13 protein-coding genes are annotated in these 17,246 nt (G+C 65.3%); 6 read left to right on the forward strand and 7 right to left on the reverse strand.

Translation table 11 applies throughout. The features are described from left to right. Positions 1 to 5 precede the first annotated feature (5 nt). Complete coding sequence (locus tag SARO_RS07910) at positions 6 to 1,307, reverse strand: acetyl-CoA hydrolase/transferase family protein (protein ID WP_011445229.1); 1,302 nt, start codon at positions 1,305 to 1,307, stop codon at positions 6 to 8. Between the two features lie 158 nt (positions 1,308 to 1,465). On the opposite strand from SARO_RS07910, the gene SARO_RS07915 reads away from it, so the two are divergent. Beyond that, the gene (locus SARO_RS07915) at positions 1,466 to 3,118 is read left to right on the forward strand and encodes an FAD-dependent oxidoreductase (RefSeq protein ID WP_011445230.1); all 1,653 of its coding nucleotides are present in this window, start codon (positions 1,466 to 1,468) and stop codon (positions 3,116 to 3,118) included. A 145-nt stretch (positions 3,119 to 3,263) separates the two neighbouring features. Further along, positions 3,264 to 3,497: a hypothetical protein gene (locus SARO_RS21010; protein WP_143004899.1), complete on the forward strand. Its 234-nt coding sequence runs from the start codon at positions 3,264 to 3,266 to the stop codon at positions 3,495 to 3,497. Between the two features lie 5 nt (positions 3,498 to 3,502). Here SARO_RS21010 and SARO_RS07920 read toward each other — a convergent pair whose 3' ends face one another. The 6 genes from SARO_RS07920 to SARO_RS07950 form a co-directional block, all read right to left on the reverse strand. Beyond that, the gene (locus SARO_RS07920; RefSeq protein WP_407667759.1) at positions 3,503 to 3,730 is read right to left on the reverse strand and encodes a hypothetical protein; all 228 of its coding nucleotides are present in this window, start codon (positions 3,728 to 3,730) and stop codon (positions 3,503 to 3,505) included. A gap of 55 nt (positions 3,731 to 3,785) precedes the next feature. Further along, positions 3,786 to 5,060 carry a 3,4-dihydroxy-2-butanone-4-phosphate synthase gene (gene ribB / locus SARO_RS07925; RefSeq protein WP_011445232.1) on the reverse strand — a complete coding sequence of 425 codons (1,275 nt, stop codon included), beginning with the start codon at positions 5,058 to 5,060 and terminating at the stop codon, positions 3,786 to 3,788. A 436-nt stretch (positions 5,061 to 5,496) separates the two neighbouring features. Continuing rightward, positions 5,497 to 6,528: a hypothetical protein gene (locus SARO_RS07935; protein ID WP_234007442.1), complete on the reverse strand. Its 1,032-nt coding sequence runs from the start codon at positions 6,526 to 6,528 to the stop codon at positions 5,497 to 5,499. 44 nt (positions 6,529 to 6,572) lie between these two features. After that, positions 6,573 to 8,141, reverse strand: a complete 1,569-nt coding sequence (locus tag SARO_RS07940; protein ID WP_011445234.1) for a carboxylesterase/lipase family protein — start codon at positions 8,139 to 8,141, stop codon at positions 6,573 to 6,575. Then, positions 8,138 to 9,109: an alpha/beta hydrolase gene (locus SARO_RS07945; RefSeq protein WP_011445235.1), complete on the reverse strand. Its 972-nt coding sequence runs from the start codon at positions 9,107 to 9,109 to the stop codon at positions 8,138 to 8,140. The genes SARO_RS07940 and SARO_RS07945 overlap by 4 nt, the downstream gene beginning before the upstream one ends. Positions 9,110 to 9,152: 43 nt before the next feature. Continuing rightward, a complete protein-coding gene (locus SARO_RS07950; protein WP_011445236.1) occupies positions 9,153 to 11,018 on the reverse strand; it encodes a bifunctional sugar phosphate isomerase/epimerase/4-hydroxyphenylpyruvate dioxygenase family protein in 1,866 nt (621 codons plus the stop codon). Positions 11,019 to 11,301: 283 nt separating this feature from the next. Between SARO_RS07950 and SARO_RS07955 the strand changes: the two genes are divergently transcribed. From SARO_RS07955 to SARO_RS07970, 4 genes are all read left to right on the forward strand, one after another. Next, a complete protein-coding gene (locus SARO_RS07955; protein WP_234007423.1) occupies positions 11,302 to 11,988 on the forward strand; it encodes a TetR/AcrR family transcriptional regulator in 687 nt (228 codons plus the stop codon). Positions 11,989 to 12,082: 94 nt separating this feature from the next. Next, positions 12,083 to 13,315 (forward strand): MFS transporter, encoded by a 1,233-nt coding sequence (locus tag SARO_RS07960; RefSeq protein WP_011445238.1) that lies wholly within the window; start codon positions 12,083 to 12,085, stop codon positions 13,313 to 13,315. Positions 13,316 to 13,417: 102 nt separating this feature from the next. Continuing rightward, on the forward strand, positions 13,418 to 16,357 hold the full coding sequence (locus tag SARO_RS07965; RefSeq protein WP_234007424.1) for a TonB-dependent receptor domain-containing protein: 2,940 nt from the start codon (positions 13,418 to 13,420) through the stop codon (positions 16,355 to 16,357). Between the two features lie 58 nt (positions 16,358 to 16,415). Continuing rightward, positions 16,416 to 17,246, forward strand: coding sequence for a shikimate dehydrogenase (locus SARO_RS07970; RefSeq protein WP_011445240.1), 831 nt, complete (start codon positions 16,416 to 16,418; stop codon positions 17,244 to 17,246).

A 17,246-nucleotide genomic window follows, 5' to 3' on the forward strand; every position in this document is an offset into this window, starting at 1 on the left:
CGGGGTCAGCGCAGGCTGTTTGCCAGTTCGTCGCGGAAGCGGGGGTGTGCCAGGCCGATCAGCGCGTCCGCCCGTTGCGCCACGGTCTTTCCGCGAAGGTCCACCCAGCCATATTCGGTGACGACGATGTGCGTGTCGTTGCGCGGGGTGGTCACCGGCCCGTCGAGCGTGGGAACTATGCGCGACACCTTGCCCGAAAGCGCGGTGGATTGGCAGGCGATGATCGACTTCCCGCCGCGCGACGCGGTGGCCCCGCGCACGAAATCGAGCTGCCCGCCCGATCCGCTGTACTGGCGGCCGAGCAGATGTTCGGAATTGCACGCCCCGCCAAGGTCCACTTGCAACGTTCCGTTTACCGAGACGACGTTGTCGTTCTTGGCGATGTGCCGCGGGTCGTTGGCCAGGTTCACCGGCAGCGAGTGGAAGGCCGGATTATCGTCGAGATAGGCATAGAACGGGGCGTCGCCCATGGCGAATGTGAACACGCTTCGTCCGCGATAGGTCGCCTTCGCCCGGTTGGTCACCGCTCCGCATTCCATCAGGCGGGCAAGGGCCGGGGTCATCAGTTCCGTGTGGATGCCAAGGTCCCTGCGATCCTCGAGCAGGGCGCAGACCGCGGTTGGCAGCGTCCCGATGCCCATCTGCAAGCATGCCCCGTCGTCGATCATGTCGGCGACGATGCGGGCGATGGCCTGTTCTTCCGGGCTTGGCGTGCCGCACTGGATTTCAGGCAGGGGCGTGTCGCTTTCGATAATGGCATCGACTTCGGACACGTGCAGCAGCGACTCCCCGAATACGCGCGGCATGTTCGGGTTGACCTCGACGATCAGCCGCTGCGCGCTGCGCGCGACCGACGAGGTGTAGTCGTTGCTGGTGCCGAACGTGAACCAGCCGTTGCGGTCCATAGGCGAAACGGTCGTAATGCAGGCATCGAGCGGCCCTTGCCGCGTCATCGCGTCGATCGCGCCGCTGAACGCGACCGGCACGAACTCCACCGGGCCATGACTGCCCGTTGGCGCGTTGCGGATCAGTTTGCGCTCTATGTCGCTGAGGAACAGGCAGTGCGGGCGCACCCGGTCCAGCAGTCCGGGCTTCAGCACCGTTTGCCCGGCCGCGTCGAGCGAATGGAGATACCACAGCCGCAGGTCCGTGAGGCCGGCGCTCTCCACCCTTTCCGCCAGAGCCCGCAGCAGGGCGGGCGGTTCGGCCACGGCCATGCCCATCGCCACGTTCATGCCGCTGCCGATCCCGTCCACTGCATCGGCAGCAGTGGTCAGCCTGGCACGGTAGAGTTCCCTTGCGTCCATTCCCGGTCCTTTCGCGGTCCCGGACGCTTCGACCGCATCCGTCACCCTGCGCAATGTCGTAGTGGCCTGATGTCACCATGCAATTCTAGACTGCAATCAAATCAACAGGCTGGCGGCCATCCGCCTTGCCGTAAAACAATATGACGGGACGACGGGTGATGAGCGAGCAGCAGAACTGGGATATCGAAGCGGACGTCGTGGTCCTCGGCTCGGGCGGCGCCGCAATGACGGCCGCCATCGCGGCGCATGATTTCGGCGCATCCGAGGTGGTGATCCTCGAGAGGTCGGGCATGGTCGGCGGCACGACCGCGATGTCCGGCGGGATGCTGTGGATTCCCAACAACCATCACATGCACGAGGAAGGCATCGAGGATTCCGACGAGGAGGTCGTGACCTATCTCGATTCCCTGGCCCCGGGCGCGCTCGATCCCGAAACGCTCTGGTCGTTCATGCAGAACGGCCCGGAAATGCTGCGCTACCTTGCGGAACGCACGCCGGTCCGCCTGCGTGCGTTCAAGGACTTCCCCGATTACCAACCCTATTCCCCCGGCGCGAAGCCGGACGGCGGGCGCTCGCTCGACAACGAGGCGTTCTCGTTCGAGCGGCTGGGCAAGTGGGCCGGAAGGGTCAATCCCAGCAAGATGGCCTATCCCCTGCGCGGCAGCCTGATGGAGGCGATCAGCGGTTCGCTGGACGAAGCGACGCTGGCGGAACGCGAGGCTGGCGACTATCGCGGACTGGGGCAGGCACTCGCCGGCGCGCTGTTCATGGCCGTGCTGGATCGCAACATCCCCGTCGAATTCGAGAAGCGCGCCCGCAAGCTCGTCAAGGACGGCGACAGGGTGATCGGCGTCATCGCCGATGACGCCAACGGCAAGCCTTTCCGCGTCCGTGCACGACGCGGTGTGGTGATCGCCACCGGTGGCTTCGAGTGGAACGAGACTCTCGTGAAGGCATTCGTGCGCGGGCCGCTCACCGGCCCGGTCAGCGTGCCCGAGAACGAAGGTGACGGCCTGCTCATGGCGATCGAGGCCGGTGCGCAACTCGGCAACATGCAGAATGCGTTCTGGATGCAGAGCGTGCTAGAGTTCAAGCCGCAGCACCGCAATGCCAAGCCGAACTACCTGCTCGGCTCGGACGAGCGCGCCCGGCCCGGCGCGATCCTCGTGAACCGCGCCGGCAAGCGCTTCGTCAACGAGGCGGCCAACTACAACGCACTCGGCAAGTCGCTCCACGCCTTCGACGCGGGCACGCACACATATGCGAACCTGCCGTACTGGTTGATCATCGACCAGCGTTACAAGGACAAGTACCACACCTTCAACTCGCCTCCGGGCGGGCCGACGCCTTCCTTCATGATGAAGGCCGATACGCTCGAGGAACTGGCCGAGGTCGCCGGTATCGATCCGCAAGGCCTGGTCGCTACAGTTGCGCGGTTCAACGACATGGTGCGCAAGGGCCACGACGACGACTTCAATCGCGGCGACAACTCCTACGACAACTTCTACATGTGGGGCGACACCGACTTCGACCCGCCCTACCGCACGCTCGGCGTGATCGACCAGGGGCCGTTCTATGCGGTGAAGATGGAAGCAGGCGCTCTCGGCACGGCGGGCGGACCCAGGACCAATGCCGACGCGCAGGTGGTCGACTGGAACGGCAATCCGATCCCGGGGCTCTACGCGGCAGGCAATGCGATGGCGGCGGTGCTGGGCGAGATCTACGGCGGCGCGGGCGGCACGCTGGGCCCGGGCCTGACCTTCGGTTATGTCGCGGGCCGCCATCTCGGCAGCCACATCTCGAACCACTGAAGAAGTGCGCAGTCGGCCTGTGCAAAGCGGGTCGACTGCGCACGATATGGCCGCTTCGGGGGCGGTAACCGCATTGCGGCAACCCTGCGGCGCGTCCGGTGCGACGTCTTATGGAATTTAGATGGAATTTCTATATGCTTGGGGCATGAGCAAAGGCACTCGCCCCATTGCGAGCCATACGAGGCTGCAGGAGATCGCTACTCACTTGCGCGCGGCATTTTCGTTGCCCGCGCATGAAGAAGTGCACCTTTCCGATCTCGTGGCCGCGCTCGGCAACAACGAGCTGCGCGAAATCTACAACGAGATCCAGTCGCTCCAGCAGGAGCAACTGGATCGCCTGGAGCGCATTCTTTCGCGCCATGCGGCCAACGACGCCTGACAGGTTCAGGCAGGCGTTTCGACCAGTTCCACGATTTCAAACGCGAAACCTTTCCAGCCGCGCATCCGTGCGGCTTCTTCGGCCGGAGCGCGTTTGCGCCGCGCTTCCGCCAGCGACCGCGCATGCCCCCAGAACACCTCGGTCTTTCCGTTTTCCAGCTCGGCCACGATGCGCCAGTAGTGGGTGAAGCTGTCGGTCGTGGGGCCGATGGTCTTCACGTAACCATCGGCCATCGTCGCCGTCAGATAGCGTCGCTTCTTCTTCACGGGCGCATCGGAGCGAGGCCGCTCAGGCCTCCGGAATGGCCTGTTCGCCGACGATGCTCAGCCCGTAGCCTTCGAGCGCAACAAGGTTGTGGTGCGAATTGGTTAGCAGGACCATGTCATGCACGCCCAGATCGGCAAGGATCTGCGCGCCGATGCCATAGCTGCGCAGTTCCATGTCGTGTCCGGCCGTTCCGGCAACTTCGTTCATCAGTTGCTGCGGGTCGGTCGGCATGAGCAGCACGATCACCCCGGAGCCTGCCTCGCCGATCGCGGTCATGGCGCGCTGCAGGATGCGCTTGCGCGGTCCCGGCTGGCCGAGAACATCGGACAGGACCGAGATCGCATGCATGCGCACTAGCGTGGGCTTGCCCGGCACGACCGCGCCCTTCTGGAGCACGAGGTGGGCCGATCCGTCCACCTTGTTGCGATAGGTCTTGATCGTCCATTCGCCGCCGTAATCGGTGTGGAACGGAGCCTGGTTCGCGCATTCGACAAGGTGGTCGTGGCGGCGGCGATATTCAATCAGGTCGCGGATCGTGCCGATCTTCAGGCCATGCTTGCGGGCGAAGGGAATGAGATCGTCGAGGCGCGCCATGGTGCCATCGTCGTTCATGATCTCGCAGATCACGCCCGAGGGATTGAGGCCGGCAAGGCGCGGAAGGTCGACTGCTGCCTCGGTGTGTCCGGCGCGGACCAAGACGCCGCCGTCACGTGCGATCAGCGGGAAGACGTGGCCGGGCGTCACCAGATCGTCGCGGGTCTTCGTCGCATCGACGGCAACGGCAATGGTGCGGGCGCGGTCTGCGGCGGAAATGCCGGTATCGACACCCTCGCGGGCCTCGATGGATACAGTGAAGGCTGTTCCATGACGGGTGCCGTTATGCCGGCTCATCAGTTCGAGGCCAAGATTGCTGGCGCGGTCGCTGGTAAGGCACAGACAGATGAGGCCACGACCGTGCGTTGCCATGAAGTTGATCGTCTCGGGCGTGGCCATTTGTGCCGGAATAAGCAGATCGCCCTCGTTCTCGCGGTCCTCGTCGTCGACCAGCACCACCATGCGGCCGTTGCGGACTTCGGCGATGATTTCTTCGACCGAGGCGAGGGCGAAGTCGTCGTCCTCGCTATCGTCCATTGCCCGCTCCAGCTTGGTCAGCGTATCGACGGTGGGGTTCCAGTCGGGCGAAAGCGCATCGCGCAACGTATTGGGATGCAGCCCGGCGGCACGCGCCAGCGCGGCCCGCGAGATGATCCGGTCTTCGATGAGCTGACGAGCGCGTGCTACAATATCCTGTGCCATACACATTGGGTGGCACATTAACGTATCACTCGTCAAGCCTCATCACATTTGAATGTCACTTTCGTGATGGGTGGAGCTGTTTCGCTGGCGGTCATTCACATTGATCGAGAGTGCGGCGCTTTGGCTACCGTGCACCGCGCCCGCCTGAAATCCGGTTCGGAAGGGAACCTAAAGCCATTCCGGGCAATATCCCTACATGAAGGAAAACGATCGCAACCAGACCTCGGAGGCCTTTGATCGCCGCAGGGCGGATGTGGGCCATGCCATGCGTCAGGCCTTCGTCTTGCCGGAGGAGCAAGACTTCGCGGATCTTCTGCGCAGGCTTGAACAGGATGCCGGATCGTCCGGTGCGCCCCATCCTTCGCGCGGTGGAGGCCGTCTGGGGTCATTCTTCGGAAGGCGTTGATACTGTCCATTCCTGGATCGTTTGCGCTCTTCAATCCTGCCTTGGCAAGACGGCAAGCCTGTCGGACTGGAATGACCCAAGCCACAATTCTCCTCCGCTGAGCGCGGCAGCCGAGAGGCCGTTGAACGCCTTGCGCGGTCGGCCATAGGCAAGCGTGGAGACACGGCGGGCATCGAGGTCCACTTCGCCCACGATCCAGCCACGGTGGCACAGCATCGGATCGGCAACGCCGTCCACCACCTTGCGCAAGCCGCCGCAGGCCGGCTCGTCGAGGCGCATTCCGGCGATGAGAAGGCGTCCGCCAGTCCAGTGGATATTGTCCGGCATGAAGTCCGCGGCTTCGATGCGGGCGAGGGGCGCGGCTGTGTCGCGGCGGTCGAAGACGACCACCGAGTGCCAGCCGAATGCAACGACGTAGAAGCGCTTCTGGTCCGGGTCGGTCTCGATCCCGTTGTTCCCCGGCAACCGCGTACCGGGCAGTTCCTCGAACCTGGATTGTCCCGCCTTCCATTGCCAGACGGCGCCGGTCGACCGGCCAAGCATGAAATCGCCGATGGTCGTGCCGGGGCTGGTCAGGACGGTCGCAAGGACTGTCCCGTCAGCGAACTGCGCAACGCTGTTCGCGACCTGGTCGACGGGCATGGGCACGCATCCCCGCCAAGTCACGCGCGGTTTCGAACCGCCTGTTGCTACATCGAAAGCTTCTATGGACTCGCGTCCTCCGTGATTGACCACGAGCAGCCGATAGCTGCCCGGTCCGGTCTGCCGAAGCGAGAGGCCGCGCGCGTTGAACAGGGCCGGGTTCACCGGACCGGGGCAATCGGGGAAGGTCCGGCGGTCCGGGTTTAATTGGCCGGGCGAAGCCTCGAACCATCGCTCTACGCTTCGGCTGCGGGTATCGATCAGTTTGAGCCCGGCTCCGGTGCTGAAGCCGCTCGCTACAAGCCAAGGAACCTCCGGCAAGGCAACGATGTCCTCCGGCCTTTGCAGACCGCAGACGTACGCAAGTTCCTCATCGACCGGACAGGCGTCGCTTCCGGCGCGTGACGAGGCCGGAAGCATTGCGCACACGGACAGGGCAATGGCAATGCAGAGCGTGCGCATCGTCAGTCGCGCGGCTTGGTTCCGGCCGCGCGCGGTTCGAGCAGCGGCGTCCGCAGGAGGTTCATCGCCACGAGATTTGGCCAGGCAACGACCTGCGTCTTCTCGCCGAGCCACACCAGGCGAGGTTTCGCGGGGTCGAAGGCTGGCCACCTTCCGGCCAGATTGCTGCGCGGTTGGCCGGTCATGGCGAACGCGACCAGCGCTGCCGCCATCTCGTCCTCGATGACCTGGTCGACGGGTTCCCATACGCGGGTCTGGCGGAACAGGTTCAGCGCTTCGCGGGTCCGTAACCAGTAGGGAACGTCGCCGGTGTGGTATGCACCGACGGTCGCCGGATCGTGGTCGCTGAAGGTGATGCCGGGCGCATAGGGCTGGCGTCGGGTGAAGATGAAGGCATAGGCGGGGGCCTTTCCGTGCCTGTCCTGCGCCGCCGCCCAATCTGCCATCTGAAGACCCACGGTCCCGTCGCGGGCGATGTCGGCCGCCGCGCGCGCCGGGTCCTTGGCTGCATAGGCCTTGAGGATCGCGTCTGCCCGGTCGGGATAGCGACCGCGCACCGCCGCCTCGAGATCGCCAGCGGTGCGAACCGTCGGGAACGGGCGGAAGCTCTCGTCGCGGGTGTAACCGACCAGGACCGGGACGTCGGATTGCGCCCTATTCACGAATGCTTCGTCGAGTGTGCCGGTGATGACGTGGCCGTCGTTTACGATGGGGTCGCGCCGGGTCGTGGCGGCGGCGATCCTGTCTCCGGGCATGGTCCGCATTTCCGCAAGCGAAGTGGCTCCCACTTCAGCCTGCAAGGCGCGGCCCTGTGCCTCGGCCTTGTCCAGCGGGACCGGTCCGAGCATGCCGCCAAAGCCGCTGCCGCTCATCGCCACGGCCTTGGCGAACAGGCCCAGGGCAAGCGGGCTCGCCTGCAGAAGCGAGACCGACATGGCGCCTGCCGACTGGCCGACGATGGTCACGTTCTCCGGATCGCCGCCGAATTTCGCGATGTTGCGCTTGACCCATTCCAGCGCCGCGATCTGGTCCATCAGGCCATAATTGCCCGATCCGCCATAGCCGGATTCCGCCGTGAGTTCGGGATGCGCGAGAAAACCCAGCGCGCCGACGCGATAGGCGATGTTGACGCGAACGACGCCGTCCTTCGCCAGCGGCTCGCCCGAATAGTTCGCCATGGCGGCCGAACCGATGTTGAACCCCCCGCCGTAGATCCACACCACGACCGGGGCCCTGGCGGCGCCCTTCGGTGCCCAGACGTTGAGGTACAGGCAGTCCTCGCTCGTCGCCTCGTTGCCGAAATAGTGGTTCTGCATCGAACCGCGCAGCGGTTGCAGGCATTCCGGTGCAAAGCGGTCGGCATGGAGCGTGCCGTTCCACGGCCTCACGGGCTGGGGTTGCTTCCATCTGAGATCGCGCAAGGGCGGGGCGGCAAAGGGCACGCCCAGCCACGCCGACACGCCTGAAGGCAGTTCGATCCCCTCGACCATGCCGCCGTCGACCGCGACCGGAGCGGCGGTTGCCGGCGCCGCGAGGCCCAGCAGCAACGTGCCGATCAGCCGCCGGATCACTTGCGCGGCACTCCCAGCTTCTCGTGGAAGAAATCGAATGTTGCATTCACCGCCTTGAGCGATGCAGCGCGGGTTTCCGCGGGAGTCTTGCCGATGAAGCTGTGGTCGACACCGGGAATGTAGATCGACTTGACCGGCACCCCGGCGGCCTTCAGCGCAGCTTCGCCCAGCCGCGACTGTTCGGCCGGGACGACCTTGTCCTCCTCGCCGTGGATCAGCAGGAACGGCGGGTCCTTGGCGTCGATGTAGGCGACGGGACTGACCAGCCGGTTCTTGTCGGCGCTGCACGGCCCTTCGCAGCCGAGCAGCTTGCCGCCCGCCGAGTTGCCATCGGGCGTCGCGTTCATGCCGGCGAAGTCATAGACGCCGTACCACGTCACCGCCGCCTGGACGCAGCCATCCTGCGCAGCGGCGGGATCGAGGGCCGTGTCGCGGCAGGTCAGCGCGGTGAGGGCGGTGAGGTGGCCGCCCGCCGACCCGCCCCATACGCCAACGCGCGCCGGATCAATGGCATAGCGCGCGGCGTTGGCGCGCAGGAAGCGCAGCGCCGCGTTCGAATCCTGCAACTGCGCGGGGAACCGCGCTTCACTGGAGAGACGGTATTCCAGGCTCGCCACCGTGAAGCCCTCGGCAGCCAAAGCCGCGAGAACCTTGGGGAAATCGGCAAAGGCGCCCGAGTGCCGGGTATGTCCGCCACGCCAGCCGCCACCGTGAATATAAAGCACCAGCGGATGCGGGCCCTTGCCCGCAGGGACGTAGATGTCGACGACCTGCGGGCGGTATCCGTCGATGGTCTGGTAGGTCACGTCGCGCCATGCCTTCACGCCGCCGGGGAAGGCGACCGGGACTTGCGGAAAGCGGTCTTCCAGGACGGGCTTGTCGGCGGTCGGGAACACCCTTTCCTTCGCCGTCGCAGGCTGCGCGGCAAGGACCGCGAGCAGGGCCGCACTGAGGAACTTTCCGGTCATTCTTCTCTCCCTTCGGGTATGCTTTTTTGCGTCTCGTGTATGGTTAGAGGCCGTTCAGGTCAGGCTTGTGCCGAGCCTGCGCAGCGAGACGGATCGGGGCGTTCGCCGCGCCGTAACCCTCGTATCCGCGCCGTTCGACCACCTCGAAGAACACGCGCCGCGCAAAGGCGCGGCTGTAGAACTGGAAGTACTCGGCCTCGCCGTCGCGGTCGTATAGCAGATCGTCGGCGGCCATCCGGTCGGCCAGGTTGCCTTCCAGCCCCCACCGCGCCTCGAGATCGTCGTGGTAGTTGCGGGGGATCGCGAGCCGCTCAAGTCCTTTGGATGCCGCGCTTTCCGAAGCTGCAAAGGCGTCGCCGGTGGCAAAGGCGACATGCTGCACGCCCGCGCCGAAATAGTTCTGCACGAACCGCGAAGTGAGCGACTGCGCCGCGAGCGACCCGTTGAGGGTGAAGCGCACCGAACGGTCGGCGCTCTCCACCGCCTGGCTCTGCACGAGGCCCATGGGATCGGCGATCTCGAGTTGCGGAGTCTTTTCCAGGTCGAACAGCGCGACGTAGAACAGAAGCCAGCTCAGGAACTCCTCGTACTGCATCGTCTGTGCGATGTGGTCGATCGAAGTGAGTAGGGGGGCTTCGGGCAAGGGTTCGAGCGCGTGGGGGAATTCATGCGCCCACATCGCTTCGCGGGTCGCGGCATCGACGAAGTAGAGCAGGCTTCCGCCCACCCCGCGAACGCTCGGAATTGGCCACTCGCCGGGGGCGACGGCCTGTTCGAAGCGGGGAACGCGCAGGAATTCGGCGCGGGCCAGTGCGGCGGGCACGTCCTCGACGGCCAGGCCGATCGCGCAGACCGACGCGCCGTGAACGACGTCGAAGCTGTGGGCGAGGCCTTCCGGTTCACAGTTGACGACGATGTTGATTCCGCCTTGCTGCCAGCGAGTGACATCCTTGGTGCGGTGCCGCGCGGTGGGACGGAAGCCTAGCGGGCGCAGCATGCCGCCAAGGGCCTCGGCCTCTTCGTGGCTGGCGGCAAACTCGATGAACTCGACGCCGAGCGGCCTTGCCTTCGCGGGCAGCGCCGAGGCACCGCTGGCGGCCCGGGCGATACCGCCCTGCATCAGGCGGAGCGAGCGATATCCGTCGAGCGCAACGCCGTGCGCCGAACCGGCGCGGAACCGGTCGTTGAATATCTCGAGGCTCCAGTAGCCATCATAGCCGATGCGGCGGATCGCTTCAGCCCAGTCGTCCAGCGGGAAATCGCCCTGGCCGGGCATGGAGCGGAAATGGCGGCTCCATTGCAGGAGGTCCATGTTGAGGACCGGAGCATCGGCCACCTGGACGATGAAAAGCTTTTCGGGGCGGATATCGCCGATGCTGCTCGACGGGATGCGGCGCGAAAGCGAGTGGAAGCTGTCGAGGACCAACCCGATGGCCGGATGATCCACGTCGCGCACGATGCTCCACGCATCGCGGTGGTCATTGATGTGTCGACCCCAGGCCAGCGCTTCATAGCCGATGCGAAGCCCACGCCGCGCGGCGCGTTCTCCCGCGTCGGCAAGGTCGGCAACGATGCGTTCACGGTTCCCCTCCGCAATGGGCGAGCATGACGAGCAAGCGAGGAGCAGGTCGGTGCCGAGTTCCTCCATCACGTCGAACTTGCGTTCGAGCCGGTCGAAGGCGCGGGCGCGTTGTTCGGCGGGAAGCCCTTCCAGGTCGCGGAAGGGTTGGAACATCGTGCAGGCGAGGCCGAGGTCGCGCATCATTGCGCCGATCTCGCGTGCGGAGAGATGGGTGGAGAGCAGGTCGTTCTCGAAGATTTCCGCGCCATCATAGCCAGCGTCGGCAATGGCTTGCAGCTTGGCATCGAGCGTGCCGCTGATCGAGACGGTGGCGATCGAGGTCTTCATGCGCGGGTCCGGGCTCTCCGTCACCCCGACTCTCGGGTCGGTGTTGACAACACAAAATGTTAGGGACTAGTTCGTTACATAAATGGCGGCGTGACGCAAGGGGATGAATGTGAAGGCAAATGCCGATGCGGCAGCCGGCGATGCGGCAAAGGATCGGGGAAAACCCGGTTCGCGCCGCCTTGCGGGCAGACCGCACGGCGAAATGCCGCTAAGGTCGGCCGCGACGGGGGAAGCGCTTCGCGCGGAGCGTGGGGCCCCGTGTGATGTCGCGGAGATTGCCCCCTTGTCCGAAACCGAAGCTTTCGACACCCAGCGTGCAGATATGGAAACTGCCTCGAAGCCCGCGCGCCGCAGTCGCGCGGAAAGCCGCGAGCAGGCGATCAACCAGATCATCGACATCGCGACGAACGAATTTGTCGAGAAGGGGCTTGCCGGGGCCCGTATCGATGAAATCGCGGGCAAGGCGACCAAGCGCAAGATCTACTACTACTTCGAGGGCAAGGACGAGCTGTATCGCGCCGTGCTGGAGCGGGCATACCGCCGGGTGCGCGAGAGTGAATCGCAAGTCGACGTCGAAAGCGGCAGCGCCGCCGACGCACTGCGCCGCCTGATCGAGCATGACGTGCGCTACCACGCGCGCCACCCCGAGCTTGTGCGCCTGGTGATGAACGAGAACATCCACCGCGCCGAACACCTCAAGCAGATCGATACCCTGCCGCAGGGCAACCGGCGGGTCATCGAGATACTCGAGCGGATCATCGAACGCGGCGTCGCCGAAGGGCAGTTCCGGGCCGGGATCGACCCGGTGGACCTGCACCTCAACATGACCGCGCTCAGTTTCTACAACGTCTCCAACCAGTTCACCTTCGCTCACAACTTCGGGGTCGACATGACCAGCCCCGCAGCGATCGAGCGCCGGGCCGGGCAGGTGGCGGACATCATCCTGGCCTGGGTGACGAAGAAGGACTGACCGCGCGGCGGTGCGGGCAGGGCGCCGGATCGCCCTGCCGGCAACCACATGCGGATCGGCCACTCGTCCCCCGGACCAGTCAAGGAGAGGACGAATGGCTATCCCACCCACTGCGCCTGCCGGCGAAGGGCCGGCAAGCTGGACCCGCAAGGGCCTTGCCATCGTGGCGCTGTGCTTTGCGATCAACATGGCGGACGGGGTCGACGTGACGATCCTGTCCTTCATCGCACCGCGTCTCCAGGCGGAGTGGGGCATCGGGTCCGACACGATGGGCAGCCTGTTCAGCGCGGGGCTGATCGGCATGGCGATAGGTGGCATGTTCATCGCCCCGCTGGCCGATCGGCTGGGCCGGCGCGCTGTGATCCTGGCGGCGCTCGCGCTGATGTCGCTCGGCATGCTGGCGAGCAGCTTCGCGGGCAGCGTCTCGTTCCTGTTCGCGATGCGCGTTCTGGTCGGTTCCGGCATCGGCACGGTGCTGGCGGCAATGGCGGCGCTTGCGGCCGAGAGTGCGCCGCCGGATCGGCGCAACCTGGCGGTTGGCGTAGTCCAGGCGGGTTATCCTTTCGCGGCGGTGTTCACCGGCCTGATCGTGGCGAAGCTGCTGCCGGTACATGGCTGGCAGGCGATGCTGCTGGGCGCGGCGGTGTTGACGGTCGTGCTTTTCCCCGCGGCGTGGTTCGTACTGCCGCGAGGCCGTCCGGTTGCGTCGGGCGCCGCGGCCGGCGGCAAAGCACCGGACGCGGGGAGGGTGTCCCACCTGTTCTCCCCCGAGCTGCGCGCGCGCACCATCGCGCTGTGGAGCGCGGTCTTTTTCGGCCTGATGGTGCTCTACTTCATCGTCAGCTGGATACCGAAGCTGTCCATCGCCGCCGGTCTGTCGGAGACGAACGGCATCTATGCCGGCGCGCTCTACAACCTGGGCGCGTTCGTCGGCACGATGGCGATGAGCTTTCTCGCGCTGCGGGTTCCGCTGGGCAGGCTGGTGCCGACGATGCTTGTCCTTGCCGGGGCGGCGATGATCCTGTTCGGGTCGGTCGCCATGCCGGTCTGGCTCACACTGGTCGTTGCGTTTGCCATCGGTGTGCTGCTGCAAGGGGGCTACAACGGGGTCTGGCCCATCGCTGCGGGTGCCTATCCCGACGCGCTGCGCGCAACGGGCGTGGGCTGGGCGATCGGCGTTGGCCGGGGCGGCGCGGTGATCGGCCCGATGCTGGGTGGATACCTCATGGCCGCGAGCGCGCCGCTGCCCATTCTCTTTGCCGCCTATTGCGTCCCGCTGGTCATCTGCGCCGGTGCTGCGTTCCTCGTCGAGCGCTACAAAATGTAACCAACCAGTCACAGTTTATTTGACAGGGACTAGTTCGTAACATAAATGCGACCTCGTGAAGGGCTACGACTCAAGTGGCCCGTGGAGGAGGATGACATGCATATGAGGGGCACTCGCCTTGCAATTTCCGCGTCCCTGCTGACCGTGAGCTTCGCGCTCGCAGCGCCGGCGTTCGCACAGGAAGCAGCGCAGGACAAGGCGGCCGAAGCGCCGGTCGACGCCAGGGAAATCGTCGTTACCGGGTCGCTCATCCAGCGTCCCAACAACACCGCTGTCAGCCCGATCGTGAGCGTCGGCGAGGCCGCGCTCAAGGAGACCGGCCAGGTCAACCTGCAGGACGCGCTGAACCAGTTCCCGAGCTTCACCACCGCCGGCAACGCCAACACCGGCGGGCAAGGCACCGGCGGTCGCGCGTCGATCAACCTTCATGGCCTCGGGACCAACCGCAACCTCGTGCTGCTCGATGGCAAGCGCCTGCCGCTGTCGGACATCAACGGCAACGTTGACATCAACATCCTGCCGGAATCGATCATGGGCGGCGTTGACGTGATCACAGGCGGCGCCTCGGCGATCTATGGTTCGGACGCGATCTCGGGCGTGGTCAACTTCAAGACCCTGCGCGCTTTCGACGGTGTGCGCCTCGACGCGCAGAACTCGATCAGCGAGCGCGGCGACGGTTACAAGTTCAACGGCTCGCTCGCTTTCGGTACCGGTTTCGCGGAAGATCGCGGTCACGTGATCGCGGCGTTCAGCTATGCCCAACAGGATGCAGTCAACGGCAGCAGCCGCGACTTCTTCTTCGACAAGACGCCGTCTTCGTTCATCGGCACGGGCACGTTCGTGCCCAGCGCCACCAATGCCCCGACGGTCGATGCCGTCAGCGGCGTGTTCAGCGGCTATGGCGTCGGGGGCCTGCCGAACAACGTGAACCTGCTGAACCTCGGGTTCAACAACGACGGCACGCTGTTCACCCAGACCGGTGCGCGCAACTACAAGGGCGCGAACGGCACCAACGGCTATCTCGTTGTCGGCAACAACGTGCGCATGCCGGTCGGGCAGCAGATCGACTTTGCGAACGCACTCAAGCGCAAGACCGCATTCCTCAAGGCCGACTACGACCTGACGCCTTCGCTGACCGCCTATGGCCAGTTCATGTACGTCGATCTTTCGGTCCACACCGCTTCCGGCGGCAGCCTTACCCAGTTCGGCACGCTCACCACGGTTCCGGTGACCAACCCGTTCATCCCCGATGATCTCAAGACGATCCTCGCCTCGCGCCCCAATCCCAACGCCCCGTTCACCTGGAACGGCCGTTATGTCGGCGTGCCCTACAAGAACTGGGACGAGAACTACGTCGTCGAGCAGTACATGGCTGGCCTGAAGGGCGATATCGCCAGCGGCTGGTCGTTCGACCTCTTCGCCTCGTACGACCAGTCGGTCCACGACCAGCAGCTCAACGATGCGGTGATCAAGGGCCGGGTGCAGACGCTGTTGAATGCGGCAGACGGCGGCGCGTCGATCTGCGCGGGCGGGTTCAACCCGTTCGGCGATGCCAATGCCCGCTCGCTGTCGGATGCCTGCGTCAACTACATCACCAAGACAGCCTTCTCGAAGGAGAAGCTCGCCCAGACCCAGGCCCAGCTCCAGGTCAACGGCAAGCTCTTCGACCTCGGCGCGGGTCCGGCGCAGATCGCGCTGGTCGCCGGCTATCGCAAGAACACCTACTCCTATGTGCCTGACAGCGATCTTGCCGCGCAGAACATCGAGGCGGTGATCGCCTCGCAGCCTGCCTCGGGCCGTATTTCGGTCAAGGAATTCGCGGCGCAGGTCGATATTCCGCTGCTCGCCGACAAGCCGTTCGTGCGTGAACTGGGCATCGGCGGCGCGATCCGTCATTCGGACTACTCGGTCACCGGCGGGGTCACCAGCTACGAAGTCGACGCCCGCTGGCGTCCGGTCGATGCGCTGCTGTTCCGCGGCAGCTACCAGCGCGCGGTGCGTGCGCCGAACATTGGCGAACTGTTCTCGCCGCAGACCGGCACGCAGCTCGTCATCGGCACGCCTCCGGGCGCGCTGGGCGATCCTTGCGACGTTCGCTCCAACGCCCGCACCGGCGCCGATGGCGCGAAGGTGGCTGAGCTTTGCGTCGCGCAGGGCATCCCGCAGGCGGCCATCTCGAGCTACACCTTCCCGACCACGGCAACGGGCCAGCTCGTGTCGGGCAACACCAACCTGACGCCTGAGCGCGCCGATACGTTCAACGTCGGCTTCGTACTAAACTCGCCGTTCGAAAGCGGCCCGCTTGCCGACTTCACGCTCTCGGTCGATTACTACAATATAGCCGTGAAGAACGTGATCTCGACGGTGCCCGGCCTGACCGTGCTGTCGAAGTGCTTCAACCTCGACGGTTCGAACCCGACCTACGACAAGAACAACCTCTATTGCGGCCTGCTGGTGCGCGACAACAGCGGACAGCTCACGACGGTTGCGACGCCGTACCTCAATCTCGGCGCGGTGAAGACCGATGGTGTGGAAGCGCAGGTCAACTGGACGGTGCCGGCGCGCTTCCTCGGCGACGAGAGCGGGCGGTTCTTCGTCAACTCGGCAGTGGGCTGGCTGCACAAGTACAAGTTGCAGCTGCTGCCTGGCGCGGCCTATCTCGACTATACCGGCATCAGCAACGGCGCCGCCGGCGTCAGCAGCCTGCCGCCGCGCGCGACGCCCAAGTGGAAGGCCGTGACGAGCTTCGGCTACCGTTCAGATGCGGCAACGCTCGGCCTGCGCTGGCGCTACCAGAGCAAGATGGAGGACACGACCTCGGTCCTGACGCCGGCGACAGCGCAGGTGGGCGTGCCGGCATATGCGCTGTGGGACATGTTCGGCTCTGTCCGGATCGCCAAGACCTTCGAGATCCGCGCGGGCGTGAACAACCTGTTCGACAAGGGACTGCCGTTCGTCGCCAGCTCGCAGAACGGCACCGACGTGGCGCTTTATGACCCGATCGGCCGCTCGTTCTACCTTGGCGCCAAGGTCAGCTTCTGATCCACCCTATGTCCCGGCGCCGCCTGCGCGGCTGGCGCCGGGATTTTTTGAGAAGGCAATGATGATCCGTTCCGGCCTCGTAGGACGTTCGATCCTCGCCTCCCGCTCTCCCGACCTGCACCAGGGGGAAGGGCGCGCGCTGGGGCTGGAGGTGAGCTACGAGCTGTTCGACTTTACCGCCCGCGACCTGCCCGACAGTGCATTGGCCGAAGTGATCGGCACGCTGCGCGACGACGGCTTTGCGGGCTTCAACGTGACCTACCCGTTCAAGCAGGCGATTGTGCCGCTGCTGGACGAACTCGACGAGAGCGCATTGGCCGTAGGCGCCGTCAATACCGTGGCGATCCGTGAGGGGCGCCTGATCGGCTACAACACCGACATGATCGGTTTTCGCCTGTCGATGGAGCAGGGCCTGCCGGGCGCGAGGCTGGAGCGCGTGGTGCAGCTCGGCGCGGGCGGAGCGGGCGCGGCGGTGGCCAATGCGCTTCTCTCGCTCGGCGTGCGCAGGCTGGTGCTGGTCGACGTCGACCCGGCCCGCGCGGAGCAACTGCGCAGCGAACTTGCCGCGCGCTTTCCCGGCCAGGATGTGGAGTGCGGCGCGCCTGGCACGCTGGACACCACAGGCGCCGACGGCATCGTCAATGCAACGCCCATAGGCATGAACGGGAAGCCAGGCATGCCGCTGCCACCGGAAAAGATTGCTGCGAGGCAGTGGGTGGCCGACATCATCTATTTCCCGAGAGAGACCGAGCTACTTCGGGTCGCGAAGAGCAAGGGATGCGCCACTATCAATGGCGTGGGCATGGTCGTGGGCCAGGCGGCACGGGCTTTCGAGATCATCACCGGCCATGCCGCCGACGCCCGACGCATGCGCGCAATGCTCGACTGA

Origin of the sequence: Novosphingobium aromaticivorans DSM 12444, from assembly GCF_000013325.1 — a bacterium.
GTDB lineage: Bacteria > Pseudomonadota > Alphaproteobacteria > Sphingomonadales > Sphingomonadaceae > Novosphingobium > Novosphingobium aromaticivorans.

What these genes read in the sequence shown, in the direction of transcription:
- SARO_RS07910 (WP_011445229.1), bottom strand. Translation starts at nt 1,307, where the DNA reads ATGGACGCAAGGGAACTCTACCGTGCCAGGCTGACCACTGCTGCCGAT.
- SARO_RS07915 (WP_011445230.1), top strand. Translation starts at nt 1,466, where the DNA reads ATGAGCGAGCAGCAGAACTGGGATATCGAAGCGGACGTCGTGGTCCTC.
- SARO_RS21010 (WP_143004899.1), top strand. Translation starts at nt 3,264, where the DNA reads ATGAGCAAAGGCACTCGCCCCATTGCGAGCCATACGAGGCTGCAGGAG.
- SARO_RS07920 (WP_407667759.1), bottom strand. Translation starts at nt 3,730, where the DNA reads ATGGCCGATGGTTACGTGAAGACCATCGGCCCCACGACCGACAGCTTC.
- ribB (WP_011445232.1), bottom strand. Translation starts at nt 5,060, where the DNA reads ATGGCACAGGATATTGTAGCACGCGCTCGTCAGCTCATCGAAGACCGG.
- SARO_RS07935 (WP_234007442.1), bottom strand. Translation starts at nt 6,528, where the DNA reads ATGCTTCCGGCCTCGTCACGCGCCGGAAGCGACGCCTGTCCGGTCGAT.
- SARO_RS07945 (WP_011445235.1), bottom strand. Translation starts at nt 9,109, where the DNA reads ATGACCGGAAAGTTCCTCAGTGCGGCCCTGCTCGCGGTCCTTGCCGCG.
- SARO_RS07950 (WP_011445236.1), bottom strand. Translation starts at nt 11,018, where the DNA reads ATGAAGACCTCGATCGCCACCGTCTCGATCAGCGGCACGCTCGATGCC.
- SARO_RS07960 (WP_011445238.1), top strand. Translation starts at nt 12,083, where the DNA reads ATGGCTATCCCACCCACTGCGCCTGCCGGCGAAGGGCCGGCAAGCTGG.
- SARO_RS07965 (WP_234007424.1), top strand. Translation starts at nt 13,418, where the DNA reads ATGAGGGGCACTCGCCTTGCAATTTCCGCGTCCCTGCTGACCGTGAGC.
- SARO_RS07970 (WP_011445240.1), top strand. Translation starts at nt 16,416, where the DNA reads ATGATGATCCGTTCCGGCCTCGTAGGACGTTCGATCCTCGCCTCCCGC.